At 60.9% G+C, this 15,979-nt stretch carries 15 protein-coding genes; 7 read left to right on the top strand and 8 right to left on the bottom strand.

Going from position 1 to position 15,979, the window contains the following annotated elements; genetic code table 11:
• The first annotated feature begins 4 nt into the window (after positions 1 to 4).
• The 5 genes from RBB49_RS24520 (at position 5) to RBB49_RS24500 (ending at position 4,260) form a co-directional block, all read left to right on the top strand.
• Positions 5 to 952: a substrate-binding domain-containing protein gene (locus RBB49_RS24520; RefSeq protein WP_306145544.1), complete on the top strand. Its 948-nt coding sequence runs from the start codon at positions 5 to 7 to the stop codon at positions 950 to 952.
• 97 nt (positions 953 to 1,049) lie between these two features.
• Positions 1,050 to 2,021, top strand: a complete 972-nt coding sequence (locus tag RBB49_RS24515) for an ABC transporter permease (protein ID WP_306145543.1) — start codon at positions 1,050 to 1,052, stop codon at positions 2,019 to 2,021.
• On the top strand, positions 2,018 to 2,761 hold the full coding sequence (locus RBB49_RS24510) for an ATP-binding cassette domain-containing protein (RefSeq protein ID WP_306145542.1): 744 nt from the start codon (positions 2,018 to 2,020) through the stop codon (positions 2,759 to 2,761). The genes RBB49_RS24515 and RBB49_RS24510 overlap by 4 nt, the downstream gene beginning before the upstream one ends.
• A 9-nt stretch (positions 2,762 to 2,770) precedes the next feature.
• Positions 2,771 to 3,625 (top strand): sugar phosphate isomerase/epimerase, encoded by an 855-nt coding sequence (locus RBB49_RS24505; protein ID WP_306145541.1) that lies wholly within the window; start codon positions 2,771 to 2,773, stop codon positions 3,623 to 3,625.
• A complete protein-coding gene (locus tag RBB49_RS24500) occupies positions 3,622 to 4,260 on the top strand; it encodes an AAA family ATPase (RefSeq protein ID WP_306145540.1) in 639 nt (212 codons plus the stop codon). Before RBB49_RS24505 ends, RBB49_RS24500 begins: the two co-directional genes overlap by 4 nt.
• A 27-nt stretch (positions 4,261 to 4,287) precedes the next feature.
• On the opposite strand, the gene RBB49_RS24495 is transcribed toward RBB49_RS24500, so the two are convergent.
• From RBB49_RS24495 to RBB49_RS24460, 8 genes are all read right to left on the bottom strand, one after another.
• Complete coding sequence (locus RBB49_RS24495) at positions 4,288 to 5,052, bottom strand: SDR family oxidoreductase (protein WP_306145594.1); 765 nt, start codon at positions 5,050 to 5,052, stop codon at positions 4,288 to 4,290.
• A 5-nt stretch (positions 5,053 to 5,057) separates the two neighbouring features.
• Positions 5,058 to 6,089 (bottom strand): zinc-binding dehydrogenase, encoded by a 1,032-nt coding sequence (locus RBB49_RS24490; RefSeq protein ID WP_306145539.1) that lies wholly within the window; start codon positions 6,087 to 6,089, stop codon positions 5,058 to 5,060.
• Positions 6,090 to 6,097: 8 nt separating this feature from the next.
• On the bottom strand, positions 6,098 to 7,195 hold the full coding sequence (locus RBB49_RS24485) for a mandelate racemase/muconate lactonizing enzyme family protein (RefSeq protein WP_306145538.1): 1,098 nt from the start codon (positions 7,193 to 7,195) through the stop codon (positions 6,098 to 6,100).
• On the bottom strand, positions 7,192 to 8,169 hold the full coding sequence (locus RBB49_RS24480) for an ABC transporter permease (RefSeq protein WP_306145593.1): 978 nt from the start codon (positions 8,167 to 8,169) through the stop codon (positions 7,192 to 7,194). The genes RBB49_RS24485 and RBB49_RS24480 overlap by 4 nt, the downstream gene beginning before the upstream one ends.
• Positions 8,170 to 8,197: 28 nt before the next feature.
• A complete protein-coding gene (locus RBB49_RS24475; protein WP_306145592.1) occupies positions 8,198 to 9,154 on the bottom strand; it encodes an ABC transporter permease in 957 nt (318 codons plus the stop codon).
• 23 nt (positions 9,155 to 9,177) lie between these two features.
• Complete coding sequence (locus RBB49_RS24470) at positions 9,178 to 10,698, bottom strand: sugar ABC transporter ATP-binding protein (RefSeq protein WP_306145537.1); 1,521 nt, start codon at positions 10,696 to 10,698, stop codon at positions 9,178 to 9,180.
• A gap of 161 nt (positions 10,699 to 10,859) precedes the next feature.
• Positions 10,860 to 11,831 (bottom strand): ABC transporter substrate-binding protein, encoded by a 972-nt coding sequence (locus RBB49_RS24465; protein ID WP_306145536.1) that lies wholly within the window; start codon positions 11,829 to 11,831, stop codon positions 10,860 to 10,862.
• Positions 11,832 to 11,886: 55 nt separating this feature from the next.
• A complete protein-coding gene (locus RBB49_RS24460; protein WP_306145535.1) occupies positions 11,887 to 13,359 on the bottom strand; it encodes an aldehyde dehydrogenase family protein in 1,473 nt (490 codons plus the stop codon).
• A gap of 226 nt (positions 13,360 to 13,585) precedes the next feature.
• Here RBB49_RS24460 and RBB49_RS24455 point away from each other — a divergent pair, with 226 nt between their 5' ends.
• Both RBB49_RS24455 and RBB49_RS24450 read left to right on the top strand, forming a co-directional pair.
• Positions 13,586 to 14,299: an FCD domain-containing protein gene (locus tag RBB49_RS24455; RefSeq protein ID WP_306145534.1), complete on the top strand. Its 714-nt coding sequence runs from the start codon at positions 13,586 to 13,588 to the stop codon at positions 14,297 to 14,299.
• Positions 14,296 to 15,915, top strand: coding sequence for a GMC family oxidoreductase (locus RBB49_RS24450; RefSeq protein ID WP_306145533.1), 1,620 nt, complete (start codon positions 14,296 to 14,298; stop codon positions 15,913 to 15,915). Before RBB49_RS24455 ends, RBB49_RS24450 begins: the two co-directional genes overlap by 4 nt.
• Positions 15,916 to 15,979: the final 64 nt, after the last annotated feature.

Here is a 15,979-nt window from a genome sequence, read left to right as displayed (position 1 = left end):
GCAAATGTTCAAGCAATTGACTGTAACTGCCCTCGTGGCGCTGCTGGCCGTGCCAGCACAGGCCGAAACTTACGGCGTACTCATGAAAACCCTGTCAAATCCGTTCTGGGGAGCGATGGAACTCGGCGTTCGCGACGGGGCCGGCGAGGCAGGCGTGGAATACTATCTGCAGGCTGTCGAGAGCGATCAGGCGGCGGAGCCGCAGCTCAACGTCTGCAACACGATGCTGGAGCGTCAGCCTGACGCGATGATCACTGCGGCGATCAACTCGACCATCCTGCTGCCGTGCCTGAAACGGGCAACGGAGATGGGCATTCCGGTCGTCGATCTCGACGGCAATCTCGATCACAAGATCGCAACGGATGCCGGTGTCGACATCGCGTTTTCCATCGGCTCCGACAATGTTGCCGCCGGAGCGCAGGGTGCCGAGTGGCTCGTCAGCCAGGTCGGTGCGGACGCCAAGGGACCGGTTCTGGTGATCGAGGGCCTGTCCGGCAACGTGACCGGGCAGAAGCGCGCCAACGGGTTTTCCGAGAAACTCGCCGAACTGGCACCGGGGCTCGAAATCGTCGCCTCTCTCCCGGGGGACTGGGACCGTGGCAAGGCGGCCAACATCACCAATGACATCCTGACATCCAATCCGGAACTCGTCGCCATTTTTGCGGCCAATGACGGCATGGCCCTTGGCGCGGTCGAAACGGTTTATGCAGCCGGAAAGGGCGATCAGGTGACAGTCATCGGCGTCGACGGCAATTCGGATGCGGTGAAGTCAATCAAGTCCGGCCGCCTGAACGCATCGGTCGCGCAGTTGCCCTACCTTGTCGGCAAGCAGGCCGTTGAAATGGTCAAGGCGGGCGGTGACCAGCCGGACTGGGTCTATGTCCCGACTATGGTGCTGACCAAGGAGGTGCTGGAAAACGGCTCCGACCCGATGCTCGAATACGTCAAGTAACAGCAGCAAGGCGGGCCGCCGGATCAACGGACGTTCAACCGGAACCGGTTGTACTTCCGGGAGCCGATCCGGCGGTCTGCATTTTCCGGGTGGGCAAATGCTGAAAATACTCGAAAGAACACACGTTCGCGCGGAATCGCTCGCGGTTCTTCTGGTGCTGGTTGTTGTCATGGCGATCCTGTCGCCGGTGACCGGCTCCGGGGTGCGGGTCTTTCTGACCGCGAACAACTTCTTCAATATCATTCTCGCCAGTGCCACCTTCGGCATTCTGGCCATCGGGGCAACCTTCGTCATCAGTGCGGCGGGCATCGATCTTTCGCTCGGGTCCGTTCTGGGGCTGGCGTCGGTGACTGGCGCTGCCCTCGTCGTCACGCTTGAGCTGCCCTGGTACTTCGCTATTCTAGGCGCGCTTGGCGCGGGCGCGGCTGCCGGTGCGGTCAACGGTTTCATCATTACACGCGGGCACGTGCCCGCCTTCATCGTCACCCTGGGTATGCTTGGCATCGCCCGCGGCCTGGCGCTGATTATCTCCAGCGGGCGCGGCATTTACGGCCTGCCGGAAGAAATTCTGTTTCTTGGCCAGGCGCGCCCCTTCGGTGTACCGACACCCGTCTTCATTCTTTTGTTCGTCGCTCTGGCCTCACACTACGTTCTCGCCCACACGCCGTTCGGGCATCACACTCTGGCGCTCGGCGACAATGAAAATTCAGCGCGCGCGACCGGGATCAACATCCGGCGTCAGCGCATGCTGCTCTATACGATCTCGGGATTGATGGCCGGCATCGCCGGATTGATCTTCACGGCACGCGTCAATACCGGCGATCCGACCGCCGGGCTCAACTACGAGCTCCTTGCAATCACCGCCGCGATCATCGGGGGGACGAACCTCTTCGGCGGGCGGGGCTCGATCCTTGGAACCATGATCGGTGCACTCATCATGGGTGTCCTGCAGAACGGGCTCAACCTCATGGCCGTTCAGGCTTACTACCAGCAGATGGCGATCGGTGCCGTCCTGATCGCGGCCGTCTGGCTCGACCAGATCCGGACACGGGGGAGGTCGCTGCAATGAGCCTTCTGGAGCTTTCGGGCGTGGAGAAGAGTTTCGGTCCCGTTCAGGTCCTGCACGGGGTCAACCTGACGGTTGATGCGGGCGAGGTGATCGGTCTTGTCGGCGACAACGGCGCCGGCAAATCCACGCTCATGAAAACCATCACCGGTGTCTATACGACAGACAAGGGACGCATCAGTTTCGACGGGAACGATGTTACCGGCCGGAACCCCGGTGAGCGCCGCGAAAGCGGCATCGAGATGATCTACCAGGATCTTGCGCTTGCGCCGCAACAGGATGTTGCCAACAACATCTTTCTCGGGCGCGAACCGACGAAACGCTTTCTCGGCCTGCTGCCGGGCTTTGTCGACAAGTCGAAGATAGATGCCGAGGCCCAGCACATGATCGACCGGCTGGGCGTTCATGTGCCCTCGATCCACCTGCCGGTCGGCATGCTGTCGGGTGGTCAGCAGCAGACCATCGCGATCGCGCGTGCGCTCACCTTCAAGCCGAAGCTGGTGATCATGGACGAGCCGACGGCGGCGCTCGCGGTGCGCGAGGTGGAAAGCGTATTGAACCTGATCCGGCAGATGCGCGATGAGGGCATCGCGACAATCCTGATCAGCCACCGCCTCAACGATGTCTTTGAAGCCTGCGGCCGTATCGTGGTACTCCGCCGTGGAAATGTCATTGCCGATCTGAAACGGGACGAAACCGACATGGCGGAAGTCGTCTCCTATATTGTCGGCGCACACGGATAGGATTGCGATATGCCCCGATTGGGACTGCACGGCCTCGCCTTCACACCGCTCTGGGATCCTTCGGAGGCGGACCGTCTGCTTCCGCCGATCACGGCGCATGGCGTCACGGTCATCGAGACGCCTTTGCTTGATCCGAAAAATTACGACAGCGTCGGCACCCGGCGTGCGGCCGAGCGCAATGGTGTGGAAATCGTCTGTTCGCTCGGTCTTCCGGCGGAGATCGATATCCTGCGCAATCCGGGCGACGCGGTCGACTATCTGGGTTTTGCCCTTCAGGTGGCACGGGATGCCGGCGCCGCTGCACTGTCCGGCGTGACGTACGGAACCATCGGCAAGACCAGCGGTGCGCCGGTCACCGGGGCCGAAGGCGATGCCATCTGCCGGCTGGTTGACCGTGTCGCCCAGAAGGCGCGCGACCTCAACATGCGCCTCGGCCTTGAACCCTGCAATCGCTACGAAACCCATTTGCTGAACACGGCCCGGCAAACGGCCGAAATCATTGAGCGCGTCGGCGCGCCCAACGTTTTCATTCATCTCGACACCTATCACATGAACATCGAGGAAGCCGGCATGGCCGAGGGGTTTGCCGATGCGGGCGAGCATCTTGGATATGTCCACCTGTCGGAATCCAACCGGGGCGTGCCGGGCAAAGGCACGATGGATTGGGAGGCCACGTTCAAGGGGCTGGCCGACGTTGATTTCGAGGGAGCGATGACTTTGGAGAGCTTTGTCTATCTCGCACCGGAGATCGCATCCGGGCTGGCGGTCTGGCGGCCTGTTGCCGACCGCGCGGAGGATGTCATCGACATTGGCCTGCCGTTCCTTAAAGAGCAGGCAGAAGCAGCGGGGTTACGGTTGTCGTGACAACCACGCAGGAAATTTCGGTTGAAGACCTCGCGGCCCGGATCGTGGACCGCGGGCGTGCGCAGCGAAGCATAACCGCCGTCTGTGGCCCACCGGGCGCGGGCAAGTCCACACTTTCCGACGAACTTGCGGCACAGCTGAACGCAAGAGACGATGGCAGCGCCGCCGTCTTCCCCATGGACGGCTATCATTTCGACGATCTGATCCTGAACGCCCGTGGCTGGCGTCCGCGAAAAGGGGCGCCGCATACATTCGATGTCGGCGGCTTCCGGCACATGCTGATGCGGCTCAAGCGAAACGAGGAAGACGAAATCGCCGTCCCCGTCTTTGATCGCAGCATCGAGATCGCGCGCAACAGTGCGCGCATCATTCCGCGGTCGGTCCGGCACCTGATCGCGGAGGGAAACTATCTGTTGCTCGACGAAGCGCCCTGGCGCGACCTGGGCCCCCTCTTCGACACAACGGTTTTTCTGAACGTGCCGCTTGCCGAGCTCGAGCGGCGTCTTGCCGAGCGCTGGCGCGATCTGCCGGAGACGGACCGCAAGGCAAAGCTGGAAGAAAACGATCTTCCGAATGCGCGGAAGGTTGTCAGCGGCAGCCTGCCGGCGGAATTCCAGATCGTCTTCGAGCCCTGAAAAGGGCTGTATTTCCGCAGCCCGGGCCTAGCGGCCCATCCAGCCCCCGTCGACGGTCATGACGGTGCCGTGCATGTAGTCCGAGGCGGATGAGGCGAGGAAGACGGCCGGACCGGCAAAGTCCTCCGCATTGCCCCAGCGCCCCGCCGGGATGCGTTCCAGGATGGACTTTGACCGCACGGGATCGTTGCGCAGGGCTTCGGTGTTGTCCGTCGCGATATAGCCCGGCGCAATGGCGTTGACATTGATCCCCTTGGCGGCCCATTCGTTTGCGAAGGCCTTGGTCAATTGTCCGATCGCGCCCTTGGAAGCCGCGTAGCCCGGAACGGTGATGCCGCCCTGGAAAGTCAGGAGCGACGCGGTGAAGATGATCTTGCCGGAGCCGCGTTCCACCATGCGCGCACCGATCTCGCGGGTCAGCACGAACTGCGAGGACAGATTGACCTCGATCACCTCGTCCCAGATATCGTCGCCGTGCTCTGTCAGCGGCGCACGTTTGATCGTGCCGGCATTGTTGATGAGGATGTCGATGACCGGATGCGCCTCGTTGACCTCGGCCGCGAAGGACTTCAAGGCGTCCCTGTTGCCGAAATCGCAACTGTAACCGGAGAAATTCCGTCCCAGTGCGCGCACCTCCTTCTCAACCTCGCTGCCCGAGCTTTCAAGGCTGGCGCTGACCCCGATGATATCCGCGCCGGCATCGGCGAGGGCGACCGCCATTGCCTTGCCGATCCCGCGTTTGGCACCTGTGACAAGCGCTGTCTTTCCGGCGAGGCTGAAACTGTCCAACACACTCATTATGCGTTCTCACTGATCTGGATCATGGATTTGATGGCGCTCGGGTTCTGTGTCAGGGCTTCGAATGCCCCCTGAATGTCCTTGAGCGGCTGGATATCGGTTATGAAGGAGGAACAGTCCACGACACCCTCGGCAAGAAGTTGCATGGCCTGATCGTAGTCCTCGGGCCGATAGACTCGAGCACCGAAGAGTTCCAGCTCGCGCCAGAAAAACCGGAACATGTCGACTTCCGGCTTCTTGGCGTGGATCGCCACCATGACGATGCGCCCGCGCACCGCGGCCGCGTCGGTCATCAGGTCGACACCGGGCTGGCTGCCCGACACTTCAAACACAACATCCGCGCCCTTGTTTCCGGTCTGGGCATTGACCTGCTCGGCTGCGTCGGTTGTTTTCGGATTGATCGTGGTGAACCCGAGCTTGTCCGCGTAGGCAAGGCGGCTTTCGCTGATCTCGCTGATCGTGACCTTGCCGCCCGCATGCCGCGCGACGAGCGCGACGAGAAGACCGATCGGACCACCGCCGATCACGAGAACGTCTTCCCCGGGTTTGACCTGCGCGCGGCTGACGTCGTGGCAGGCCACCGCAAGGGGTTCGATCAGCGCCGCATGCGCCAGATCAAGGCCTTCGGGAAGAACGTGGATCGTGTGGGCGGGCACGTTCCAGTATTCCTGGAACGCGCCTTCGGTATCGATGCCGATGAATTTCAGGTTGTGACAGATATGCTCGTGACCGGCGAGGCAGGCAGGACATTCGCCGCAATGGTCCAGTGGCCGCACAACAATCCGGTCGCCGGATATGAGGCCGTCCACGCCTGCGCCAACGGCGGAAATGACGCCGGACATTTCGTGTCCGATCGTGCGTTCAAAACCGACCCGCTGGTCCATGTGGCCAAGGAAGATATGCAGATCGGTCCCGCAGATGCCGCAATAGGCGACCTTGATCTGAACTTCGCCGGGGCCTGGATCGGATACCTGCTTCTGTTCGACGGAGAACGTCTTGTTGCCGCGATAGACGGCAGCGTTGCTGAGCATAAGGACCTCTAGAGTGTCAGGATTTTATGGGGTTCAAGGAGCGTCCAGTCGAAGACGACGCCTGTCCCGGGTGTGTCCGGCGCGACGGCAAGGTGATTTTCCACCCGCAGCGGACGCCTTGTGTACTGGTCGATGGGAAACGAGTGAACTTCAATCCACCCGGCGTTCACCTGCGCGGAAACGAGACTGACATGTAACTCCTGCATTCCGTGACTGCATACCGGGATCTTGTGTTGACGCGACAGATCAGCGACCTGGAGAAAGCCGGTCACGCCACCGCAGTTGGACGCGTCCGGCTGGATGAAGCTGAGCTTGGACTGATCGAATGCATATTCGAATTCATGGATAGTATGAAGATTTTCGCCCATGGCAAGGGGACATCCGGTTGCATCCGCAATCTCGCCATAGCCTTTGTAGTTGTCCGGGATCGTCGGTTCCTCGAACCAGAGAATGTCATAGGGTGCGAACGCCCGTGCCGCCGCGATGGCCTCTTCCACGGACATTGAGTAATTGGCATCGACCATGAAGGCGACGTCAGGACCGATCAGTTCGCGCACGGCCGCAATGCGGGCGATATCTTCTGCGAGCGTCGGCTGTCCGATCTTGATCTTTACACCGTTGAAGCCGCGCTCCAGGTAGCTCCGGACGCTGTTGAGCAGTTTCGGTAGCGGGAAATTCAGATCGATACCGCCGCAATAGGCCTTGCACCTGTCATCCGCCCCACCGGCCAGCTTCCACAGCGGCCAGCCGCGTTTCTTGCCGCGGATGTCCCACAGGGCAATGTCGACGGCTGAAATGGCGAAGGAGGCGATCCCGCCGCGTCCGACATAGTGGATGTGCCATTGCATGCCGTCGTAAAGGCTTTCCACCGCACCCGCATCCTGACCGATCAGGAAAGGTGCGAGATCATGGTGGATCATCGCCGCGATCGCCGGGCCGCCCTTTCCGCCCGTGTAGGTGTAGCCGGTGCCCTCGGTACCGTCGGTCAGGACGACCGTTGCCGTAACCAGTTCGAACAGGGTGTGGTCGCCATGTTTGGCGTCCACCAGAACTTCTGCCAGCGGAACGTGGAACAAGTGCGTACGGATCTCCCTGATCGCGGTCATTTGGCGAACTCCACGCCTGACTGCCGGTTCATGACCCGCGTCTGGAACAGGATCACAGCGAACAGGAAGGCACCCCGGATGACCATTTGCCAGTAGGCGCTGAAGCTGATCCAGCCCTTGCCGTTTTCAAAATTCAGGATGTTGAAAACCAGGCCGAGAAGGAGTGCACCCGCGACTGTCGCCGGGATCGACCCGAGGCCTCCGGTCAGAAGGGTTCCTCCGACGACCACCGAGGCAATGGCCGAAAGCTCCCAACCGACCCCTTCGAGCGGCTGGCCGGCTCCGAAGCCGGAGGCCAGAAAGACACCGGCCAGCCCGGCGCAGCCGCCCGACAGCGCGTAGGCGAAGATCTTCGCCCGGTTGACCTTAAGGCCCATCATCACGGACGCGTCCTCGCCACCGCCGACGGCCAGGATTGTCCGCCCCAGGCTGGTCATTTCCAGAACCACCCAGAGACAGACCACCAGGATGCCGACAAGGACGATCGTCCAGGGCACGATCCCCATGGCCTTTTCCATGCCGAGCTGCGTGAAGTTCGACCCCCAGTCGACGGAAATCGTCTGGGCACCGGAGATCACCAGCGAGCCGCCCTTGGCACCGAGCATCGTGGCCAGCGTCGCGATGAAGGGCGGAATGCGCCCGAAGACGATGCAGACTGCGTTGAAAAGCCCGAAACCGACGCCGGAAAGCACGGCAAGCGGGAGCGCGACTTCGATGCCGTAGGGGCTGAGATAGGCAGCAATGACGGAGGTGAACGCCGCAACGGAGCCGACCGAGAGATCGATGCCGCCGGTTAAGATCACGAAACACATTCCGACCGAAATCGCGATGAACATCGCGTTGTAGTTCAGGAACGAGGTGATGTTGTAGGCGCTGCCGAAATTGTCGTATCGCAGCAGGCCGAACACGATCAGCACAAAAAGAGCGATCCAGACCGCGACGGATTGCGGATTGCGCGAAATGTATTTCCGCATGTCGAAAGCATTTTGATCAAGCACGGTTTTATTCCTTTCGCGCTTGCTGAATGTAGACGGCAGCAAGGATAATTGCGGCCTTGGCAATGAGTGCGACTTCGTCTTCCACTCCGTTTGCCAGCAGCGTGTATTTCACCAGCTGGATGATGACGGCTCCGAGGATGGCACCGAATATCGGCGCCTTGCCGCCCTGAAGCAGAGCGCCGCCGACGACGGCAGCCGCGATGGCGTCGAGTTCCATCAGGTTGCCGTTGCGGGCCGCGTCGGAGGCGGAATTGATTGCGACGACGATCAGGCCGGCCAGGCCCGACAGGATCGAGCAGATCACATAGGCCCCGATCTTGACCCGGCGCACCGGACCGCCGGCGAGTTTCGCCGCCCGCTCGTTGCCGCCGATTGCCAGCAGGTAGCGCCCGAAGACAGTCCGGTTCACCACCCAGAAGAGGAAGCAGGCGATGGCAAGCGCCAGCCATCCCTGGAAGGGGAAGCCGAGGATCTTGCCCGTGCCGAGATAGCTGAACTCCGGATAGGAGAAGGTCTGCAGGTTGCCGTTTGTCAGCACCTGCGCGATGCCCCGTCCCGAGATGAACAGGATCAGCGTTGCGATGATCGGCTGCACCCGCAGCACCGCCACGATGACCCCGTTGAACAGCCCGCACAAAAGCGCCGCGACAAGCGGAAAGAAGAGTGCGCCGATCAGTCCCAGCACCGGGTAGGCCTGGCCGAACTCCGACATGAAGATCAGGGGCGCCAGCGCACCCGACAGGGCCATCACCGCACCGACCGAAAGATCGATTCCGCCCGTTGCGATGACAAGCGTCATGCCCATTGCAACGATGGCAATCGTTGCGACCTGCGAGATATTCACGGCCAGCGTCTGCGTGTGCAGGAAGTTGGGCGTCACGATGATGTTGAAGACGAGGATAAGTCCGAGCGCGATCAGGCCGCCGTGGCTCTTCAGCTTCGTGGCAACGCCGGTGCGCATTGTGTGTTCTGATGTCAGGCTGGTCATGCAGTCGCCTCCTCGTGGTGGGCAAGCGCCTTGACCAGGGCGTTTTCGGTGATCCCGGGATTGGTCAGCTCGGACACCGCCTTGCCCTCATGCATGACAACGATGCGGTTGGCACCTTCGACCAGCTCCTCGAATTCGGAGCTGATCAGGATGACGGCGTGTCCGTCGTCGACGAACTTCCGGATAATGGTCTGGATTTCGCGTTTGGCACCGACATCGACGCCGCGTGTGGGTTCGTCGAGGATCAGGATATCCGGCTTTGTTGCGAGCCAGCGCGCCAACAGAACCTTCTGCTGGTTGCCACCCGAAAGCTCCCGGATCGGCTGATCCATGTGGGACGTCTTGATCCCGAGTTTCTGGATGAATTCGCCGACCAGTTCCTTTTCGCGGTCCCGGTCGATCTGTCCGTTCCTGCGCAGGTTCGGCAATAGCGCGAGCGTGAGGTTTTCGCGGACCGACATGTCCGGCACGATCCCTTCGGCTTTACGGTCCTCGGTCAGGAACCCGATCCGCGCTCGGATCGCCTCTGACGGTTCGGACGGCTCGAATTCGCGGCCCATCAGGTGCATGGCCCCCGATGTCAGATGATCCAGACCGAAGATGCTTCTGGCGGCCTCGGTGCGTCCCGACCCGAGCAGGCCGCCGAGACCGACGATTTCGCCGCGGTGAAGCGTCATGGAAAAATCGCTGAGACGCGGCCCGGTCGCGACCTTGTCGACTTCAAGGACAACCTCGTCATAGGCGGCGCGTCCGCCTGCCAGTTCCGTCAGGCCTTCGGCGGCAATCTCTTCCGCGTTGCGCCCGAGCATGCCTGCGATCAGATCGAGCTTCGTCGTCTCCGCGATGGCCCGGCAGCCAACGGTCTGACCGTCGCGCATGATCGTGACCCGGTCGCAGATCTGGAACAGTTCGTCGAGAAAGTGGGAGACGTAGAGAACCGAGACCCCCGACGACTTGAGTTCCCGGACGACACCGAACAGGATTTCCACTTCCGAGCTGTCCAGTGAAGAGGTCGGCTCGTCCATGATGACGAGTTTTGCGTCCATGGAAACCGCGCGCGCAATGGCGACAAGCTGCTGGATCGCCGTGGAATAGCTGCCGAGAGGGGCGGTCACGTCAATCTCGATGCCGAACCGCGCGAGAATTTCCCGGGTGCGCCGGTGCGCTTCGGGCCAGTTGATCATGAAGCCGAAGGATCTCGGTTCCTGTCCCATCACGACATTTTCGCTGACCGACCGGAGCGGGACCAGGTTCAGCTCCTGGTAGATCGTGGCGATCCCGGCGTTCTGTGCCTCGCGCGGTGACGTGACGTGGCTGGGTTTGCCGGCAAAGTCGACCGTACCTTCATCGCGGCGGTAAAGGCCCGTCAGGATCTTGATAAGCGTTGATTTTCCTGCACCGTTCTGGCCGATAAGTGCGTGGACTTCGCCGGGTTCGACCTCAAGAGATGCACTTCGAAGTGCGGGCACGCCGCCAAAGTGTTTCTTGATCCCGGCCATGGAGAGCAGAGGTGCCATAATGGCTCCTGTCAGCACGTGAGCGCCCGGCGTATGAAACGCGTCAGGATGCCCGATTACTTCAGAACCGATCAACTTTTGGATGTTCAAGCGGTTCGGCTTGAACATCCGTTGATCTGGGAGAAAGAAGCCGGAAGGGAATTCCCCTCCGGCATTTGGCCTTAATAGGCTTCGTCGATATGCTTCGCGGCGTTGTCGGCCGTGAAGATCCGGTCCTTCACCTGCACCCACGGCTCGATGGTCTCGCCGGCGGCATAGCGTTTCATCGTTTCGCATGCGAGCGGTCCGAAGAACGGTGAGCTTTCGACCGTGACGCCCATCTTGCCGTCGATGATGGCCTGCAGCGCATCGCGTGTTCCGTCAATGGAGACAACCAGCACGTCTTCACCCGGCTTGCGTCCGGCAAGTTCGAGTGCCTGGATGGCGCCGATGGCCATTTCGTCATTATGCGCATAGACGATGTTCACGTCCGGATGGGCCTGCAGCAGCGTTTCCATGACCTGACGGCCGAGATCGCGGGCAAAGTCGCCCGACTGGGACGCAACGATTTCAAAACGTTCGTCCTGAACGATGCGGTCGTCGAAACCGCTCTTGCGGTCATTGGCCGGCGAAGAACCCGTGGTTCCTTCCAACTGGACGATGATGCCCTTGTCGCCCTTGAAGTTCTCGATGGTCCATTCGGCAACGCGCTTGCCCTGGTCGATGAAGTCGGAGCCGAGGAAGGCGACGAAGTCCTCGCCCGGCTTGGCCGCATTCGGGTCAACGGAACGGTCGACAAGGAAGGTCGGAATGCCGGCAGCCTTGGCTTTTTTGACGGCAGGAATGAGCGGCTTTTCCTCGCGCGGCGGCAGGAACAGCACATCGATGCCCTGTGCGATCATGCTGTCGACATCGGCAACCTGCTTTGCCGCGGAGCCGGCGGCATCGGTCGCGATCAGATCCCAGCCGCAGCTTTCGGCCGTGTCATGGAAAGACTTGGTCTCGGCAATCCGCCATGGATTGTTGGATTCCATCTGCGCAAATCCGACCTTGTAGCGGTCTTTCTGCTCAAGCGGCGGCAGCCCGGCAGCCGAAGCGATCGATGTCACTGCGCCAAATGCAATCGCAGTAGCCAGCAAGAGAGTACGTTTCATCATTTCCTCCACTTTGGTGCGACCAGAATCCCCCCGGTCGCGAGAGTTTGAGGCGTTAACCCCAATTCAGGTAGGCGGTCTGCTTGCGCAGATAGCCATCGAAGCCGTAACGGCCGTCTTCTCCCCCCAGTCCGGACAATCCCCACCCGGTGTGGAAGCCTTGAACGGCCTCTCCGTTGGAGCGGTTCAGGTAGAGTTCTCCGAACTTCAGGCGATAAGGAGCTTGTGCGAGACGCTTGTGGTCCCGCGTGAAGAGATAGGCGGACAGCCCGAACGGCGTGTCGTTGGCGAACCGGACCGCCATGTCGTAATCATCGACCCTGACGGCCGTTGCGACGGGTCCGAACACTTCGTCCTGGACGGCCGGGTTGTCGTTCTTCGACGCTTCCAGAACCGTCGGTGCAAACCAGTGTCCTTTGCTGAACGCGCCGTCTTCCCGTATGCCGCCCTTCAGCAGCACGGCCGCGCCTGCACCTACGGCGCTGGCCACGATATCGGCGACCTTGTCCCGTTCCACGCGGTTCACCTTGGGGCCCAAGTCGGCATTTTCGAGCGGGTCTCCGAGGGTGAGTGCCTTGGAGGCGGCAACAAACTTCTCCAGGAATTCGTCGGCAATCGCACGGTGCAGATACATGCGTTCGTTGCATGTGCAGATCTGGCCGCAATTCGTGTAGCGCGCTGCGACGGCGGCCTGAACGGCCCTGTCGATATCGGCGTCCTCCATCACCAGGAATGGCGCCTTGCCGCCCAGTTCCAGGCGCACGACCTTGATAGCGTCCGCGCCGGCCCGGTAAATTTCGCGTCCTGCACGGGTGCTGCCCGTCATTGTGACGAGGTCGGACATCGGGCTCTGGACGAGCGCGGCACCGACCACCGGGCCGCGGCCGGTGACCACGTTGAAGACTCCTGCCGGAAGCCCGGCCTTTTCGCTCAGACTTGCAAGCGCAAGACCGGAAAGCGGCGTCGCCTCGTGCGACAGCAGGACGAATGTGTTGCCCGCCACAAGGGCAGGTCCGAGTTTTCTTGCCGCCAGAGCGAACGGGTAATTCCACGCCGTGAGTCCAACCACGACACCATAAGGGTGCCGGCGGATGTGAATTTCCTCGTCCCGGTTGTCGGAGGTGACGATGTCGCCTTCGATCCGGCGCGCATTTTCCGCCGCATATCTCAGGAAGGTGATGCCGGCGTCGATCTCCTGTGTCGCATGGCCGAGCGGCTTGCCCTGCTCAAGCGTGACCAGGCGCGCAAGATGATCCTTGTGTGCGTCGATTTCGTCTGCGAGCGCTGCGATCAGCCGACCGCGTTCGATTGCAGGACGGCCTGCCCAGGGGGCAAAGGCACGGCGAGCAGCGTCAAGCGCCTCGCCTGCATCGGTCTCGGTCCCTTCCGTGATCGTTGCGACAACGTCTTCATTTGCCGGGTTCTCCACCTCAATCGCTGCCGAAGCCGGTCCGCGCGAGAGCCACTGGCCGTTGACATACATCCCGGCCGCGATGGGGCGTTCTGAGGTGAGGGTGAAATCAAACACGAATGATTTGCCTTTTGGTATGACCAAACTTTACAAAGTAAGTTAGTAAAACGGACCAAAGTCAATCCTATTATCAAAAAATCAGTACGTAAAAATAATAAACATATGAAAAATAAAGAAAAACAGCGATAAATTTTTGGTTTGCGGAAAAAATCACTTTACGGGTGGCAAATTTATGTCGTACCAAAATGACATGAAATTGATGGCAAGGGAGCGTTGATGCCCAATGGACATCGGGAACGAAACGGGTCGGGCGGCGGACAATGTGGTCGCAATGCTGGAAGCGAAAATCGTTTCGGGTGAGTTGGAGGATCAAACGCCATTGCCGGCTGAACGGGAGCTGATGGAACAGTTCGGGGCAAGCCGGACCGTGATCCGCGAGGCAATCTCCAAACTGTCCAGCCGCGGGCTGATCGAGACGAAGCCCCGGTTCCGTCCGATCGTGCGCAAGCCGGACTACGCGACCGTCCTGCATGCCTGCGGCAATGTCGTGCAGCATCTCCTGACGGACAAGACAGGCATCAAGAACCTTTACGACAGCCGTGTTTTCATTGAGCGCGCTCTGGTACGCGAAGCAGCATCGTCTGCGCGCAAGGAAGATATCGTGAGTCTCAGGGAAGCGCTTGAGGAAAACCGGAAGGCCATCCCGGACTCGAACGAATTCTATCGCACGGATGTTGCCTTCCACGGGGTTCTTTACCGCATACCCAGAAACCCGATTTTTCCGGCCATGCACGAGGGTTATACCTCCTGGCTGGCGCCCCAGTGGGATCGGATGCTGCGCTCGCCCGAGCGCAACGAAGTGAACTACCTGGCGCACAAATCCATTCTCGACGCCATTTTGGAGCGCGACCCCGTGGCCGCCGAGGAAGCGCTCAACAACCACCTGAAGGCGGCCTGGGAATTCGTTCGCGTTACCTTCGACTGGGGGGACGAATGACCTCGGGATACGACTATATCGTCATCGGCGGAGGCTCAGGCGGAGCGGTTGCCGCAGCGCGGCTCGTGAGCGAAGGTGGCGCGCGGGTCCTGTTGCTGGAAGCAGGTTATTCCCATCGCCACCCGCTGCTTGACATGCCCCCCGGCATTTTCAAGATGATCAATGGATCCAAATACATGCGGTATCACAAGACGACACCGCAGCCGCATCTGGACGGACGGGTTCACGATATTCCACAGGGCAACGTTCTCGGCGGCGGGTCTTCCGTCAACGCACAGGTCTACATGCGCGGGCGTCCCGGTGATTACGATGCCTGGAACGATGTGCTGCGGGCGAACAACGACAACCCGGGCTGGGGCTGGGCGGATGTGCTGCCGCATTTCAGGGGCATGGAGGCAAACAACCGCCTTGCGGGTGATCTTCATGGAACCGACGGAGACGTCATGGTGTCCGATCCGGGCTATGTCGACACCATGTCCCGCTGGTTCGTGCAGTCGGTTCAGTCGCTGGGCGAGCCTTACAACACGGACTTCAACGGCCCCTCGCAGCGCGGTGTCGGTTTCTATCAGTTCACCAACAGGAACGGCCGCAGAAGTTCGACGGCCTATGCTTTCCTTGAACCTCTTCGCAGCGACCCGAGACTGACGATCAGGCTGCAGGCCGCGGTCGAAAAGATCATCGTGGAGAACGGCCGCGCGGTCGGTGTTACCTACACCGATCCGTCCGGAACCCATACCGTCAACACGTCGGCGGAGATCATTCTGGCGGCGGGTGCGCTGGTCTCCCCAAAGATCCTCATGCTGTCGGGGGTCGGGCCGGCGGATCATCTGGGCGAAAACGGCATCACGGTTCACGCCGACATGCCTGGCGTCGGTCAGAACCTGATTGACCATCCCGAAGTCCCCATCACCGCCTATGCAAGCGGGCCGCACGGCTATTATCGTCAGGGCGAAGGCTGGCGCATGCTCCTGAACGGGCTTCAGTTCAAGCTTTTCGGAAGCGGTCGCATCACCTCCGCCGGTGTCGAGGCCGGTGCCTTCGTCAACCCGCGAAACCGGGACGGCGAACCGACGATCCAGGCTTTTTGCGTGCCCATAGTCTATCTGGATCGCGATGCGCAGTCAGAACTGAAAGACGGCTACGGCGTCACGGTCACGACGGTAGTCGTCAAGCCGAAGTCGCGAGGCGAAGTGCGGCTTGCCTCCGCATCGCCGGCGGATATGCCGATCGTGTGTCCGAACCTTCTGAAGGATGAAGACGACATGCAGGAGATGATGGCCGGCCAGCGCTTTTTCCTTGAGGCGCTGCAGTCGAACCCGATTGCCTCCAGGCTGGAGAAGGTCGCCATCCCAGATCCTCAGAAGTGCTCCGATGACGAGCTCAGGGCCCATTGCAAGCGGTTCGTCAAGACCAACTACCATCCGGCCGGAACGGCGCGTATGGGTGCGGATGGCGATGACATGGCCGTGCTTGACGGCAGGCTCAGGGTCCGGGGTGTTGAAAACCTGCGCGTCTGCGACATGTCCGCCGTCCCCGACATCAACGCGGGCAACACCAATGCGCCGGCCATGATGCTGGGTTCCAGATGCGCGGAATTCATTCTTCAAAACGCCTGACGGTGTTCTGGCGAGACCGGAGTCGTATGCCGGGCAGTCAGGGATGGGTGACGGAGCGGAAAAA

Origin of the sequence: Roseibium sp. MMSF_3412, from assembly GCF_030733265.1 — a bacterium.
Taxonomy (GTDB): domain Bacteria; phylum Pseudomonadota; class Alphaproteobacteria; order Rhizobiales; family Stappiaceae; genus Roseibium.
This window is presented reverse-complemented; position numbering and strand designations above follow the sequence as displayed.

Bases quoted from the DNA above. Each gene is read 5' to 3' on its own strand.
- RBB49_RS24520 (WP_306145544.1), top strand. From the start codon at position 5: ATGTTCAAGCAATTGACTGTAACTGCCCTCGTGGCGCTGCTGGCCGTG.
- RBB49_RS24515 (WP_306145543.1), top strand. From the start codon at position 1,050: ATGCTGAAAATACTCGAAAGAACACACGTTCGCGCGGAATCGCTCGCG.
- RBB49_RS24510 (WP_306145542.1), top strand. From the start codon at position 2,018: ATGAGCCTTCTGGAGCTTTCGGGCGTGGAGAAGAGTTTCGGTCCCGTT.
- RBB49_RS24505 (WP_306145541.1), top strand. From the start codon at position 2,771: ATGCCCCGATTGGGACTGCACGGCCTCGCCTTCACACCGCTCTGGGAT.
- RBB49_RS24490 (WP_306145539.1), bottom strand. From the start codon at position 6,089: ATGCTCAGCAACGCTGCCGTCTATCGCGGCAACAAGACGTTCTCCGTC.
- RBB49_RS24485 (WP_306145538.1), bottom strand. From the start codon at position 7,195: ATGACCGCGATCAGGGAGATCCGTACGCACTTGTTCCACGTTCCGCTG.
- RBB49_RS24480 (WP_306145593.1), bottom strand. From the start codon at position 8,169: ATGCGGAAATACATTTCGCGCAATCCGCAATCCGTCGCGGTCTGGATC.
- RBB49_RS24475 (WP_306145592.1), bottom strand. From the start codon at position 9,154: ATGCGCACCGGCGTTGCCACGAAGCTGAAGAGCCACGGCGGCCTGATC.
- RBB49_RS24470 (WP_306145537.1), bottom strand. From the start codon at position 10,698: ATGGCACCTCTGCTCTCCATGGCCGGGATCAAGAAACACTTTGGCGGC.
- RBB49_RS24465 (WP_306145536.1), bottom strand. From the start codon at position 11,831: ATGAAACGTACTCTCTTGCTGGCTACTGCGATTGCATTTGGCGCAGTG.
- RBB49_RS24455 (WP_306145534.1), top strand. From the start codon at position 13,586: ATGGACATCGGGAACGAAACGGGTCGGGCGGCGGACAATGTGGTCGCA.
- RBB49_RS24450 (WP_306145533.1), top strand. From the start codon at position 14,296: ATGACCTCGGGATACGACTATATCGTCATCGGCGGAGGCTCAGGCGGA.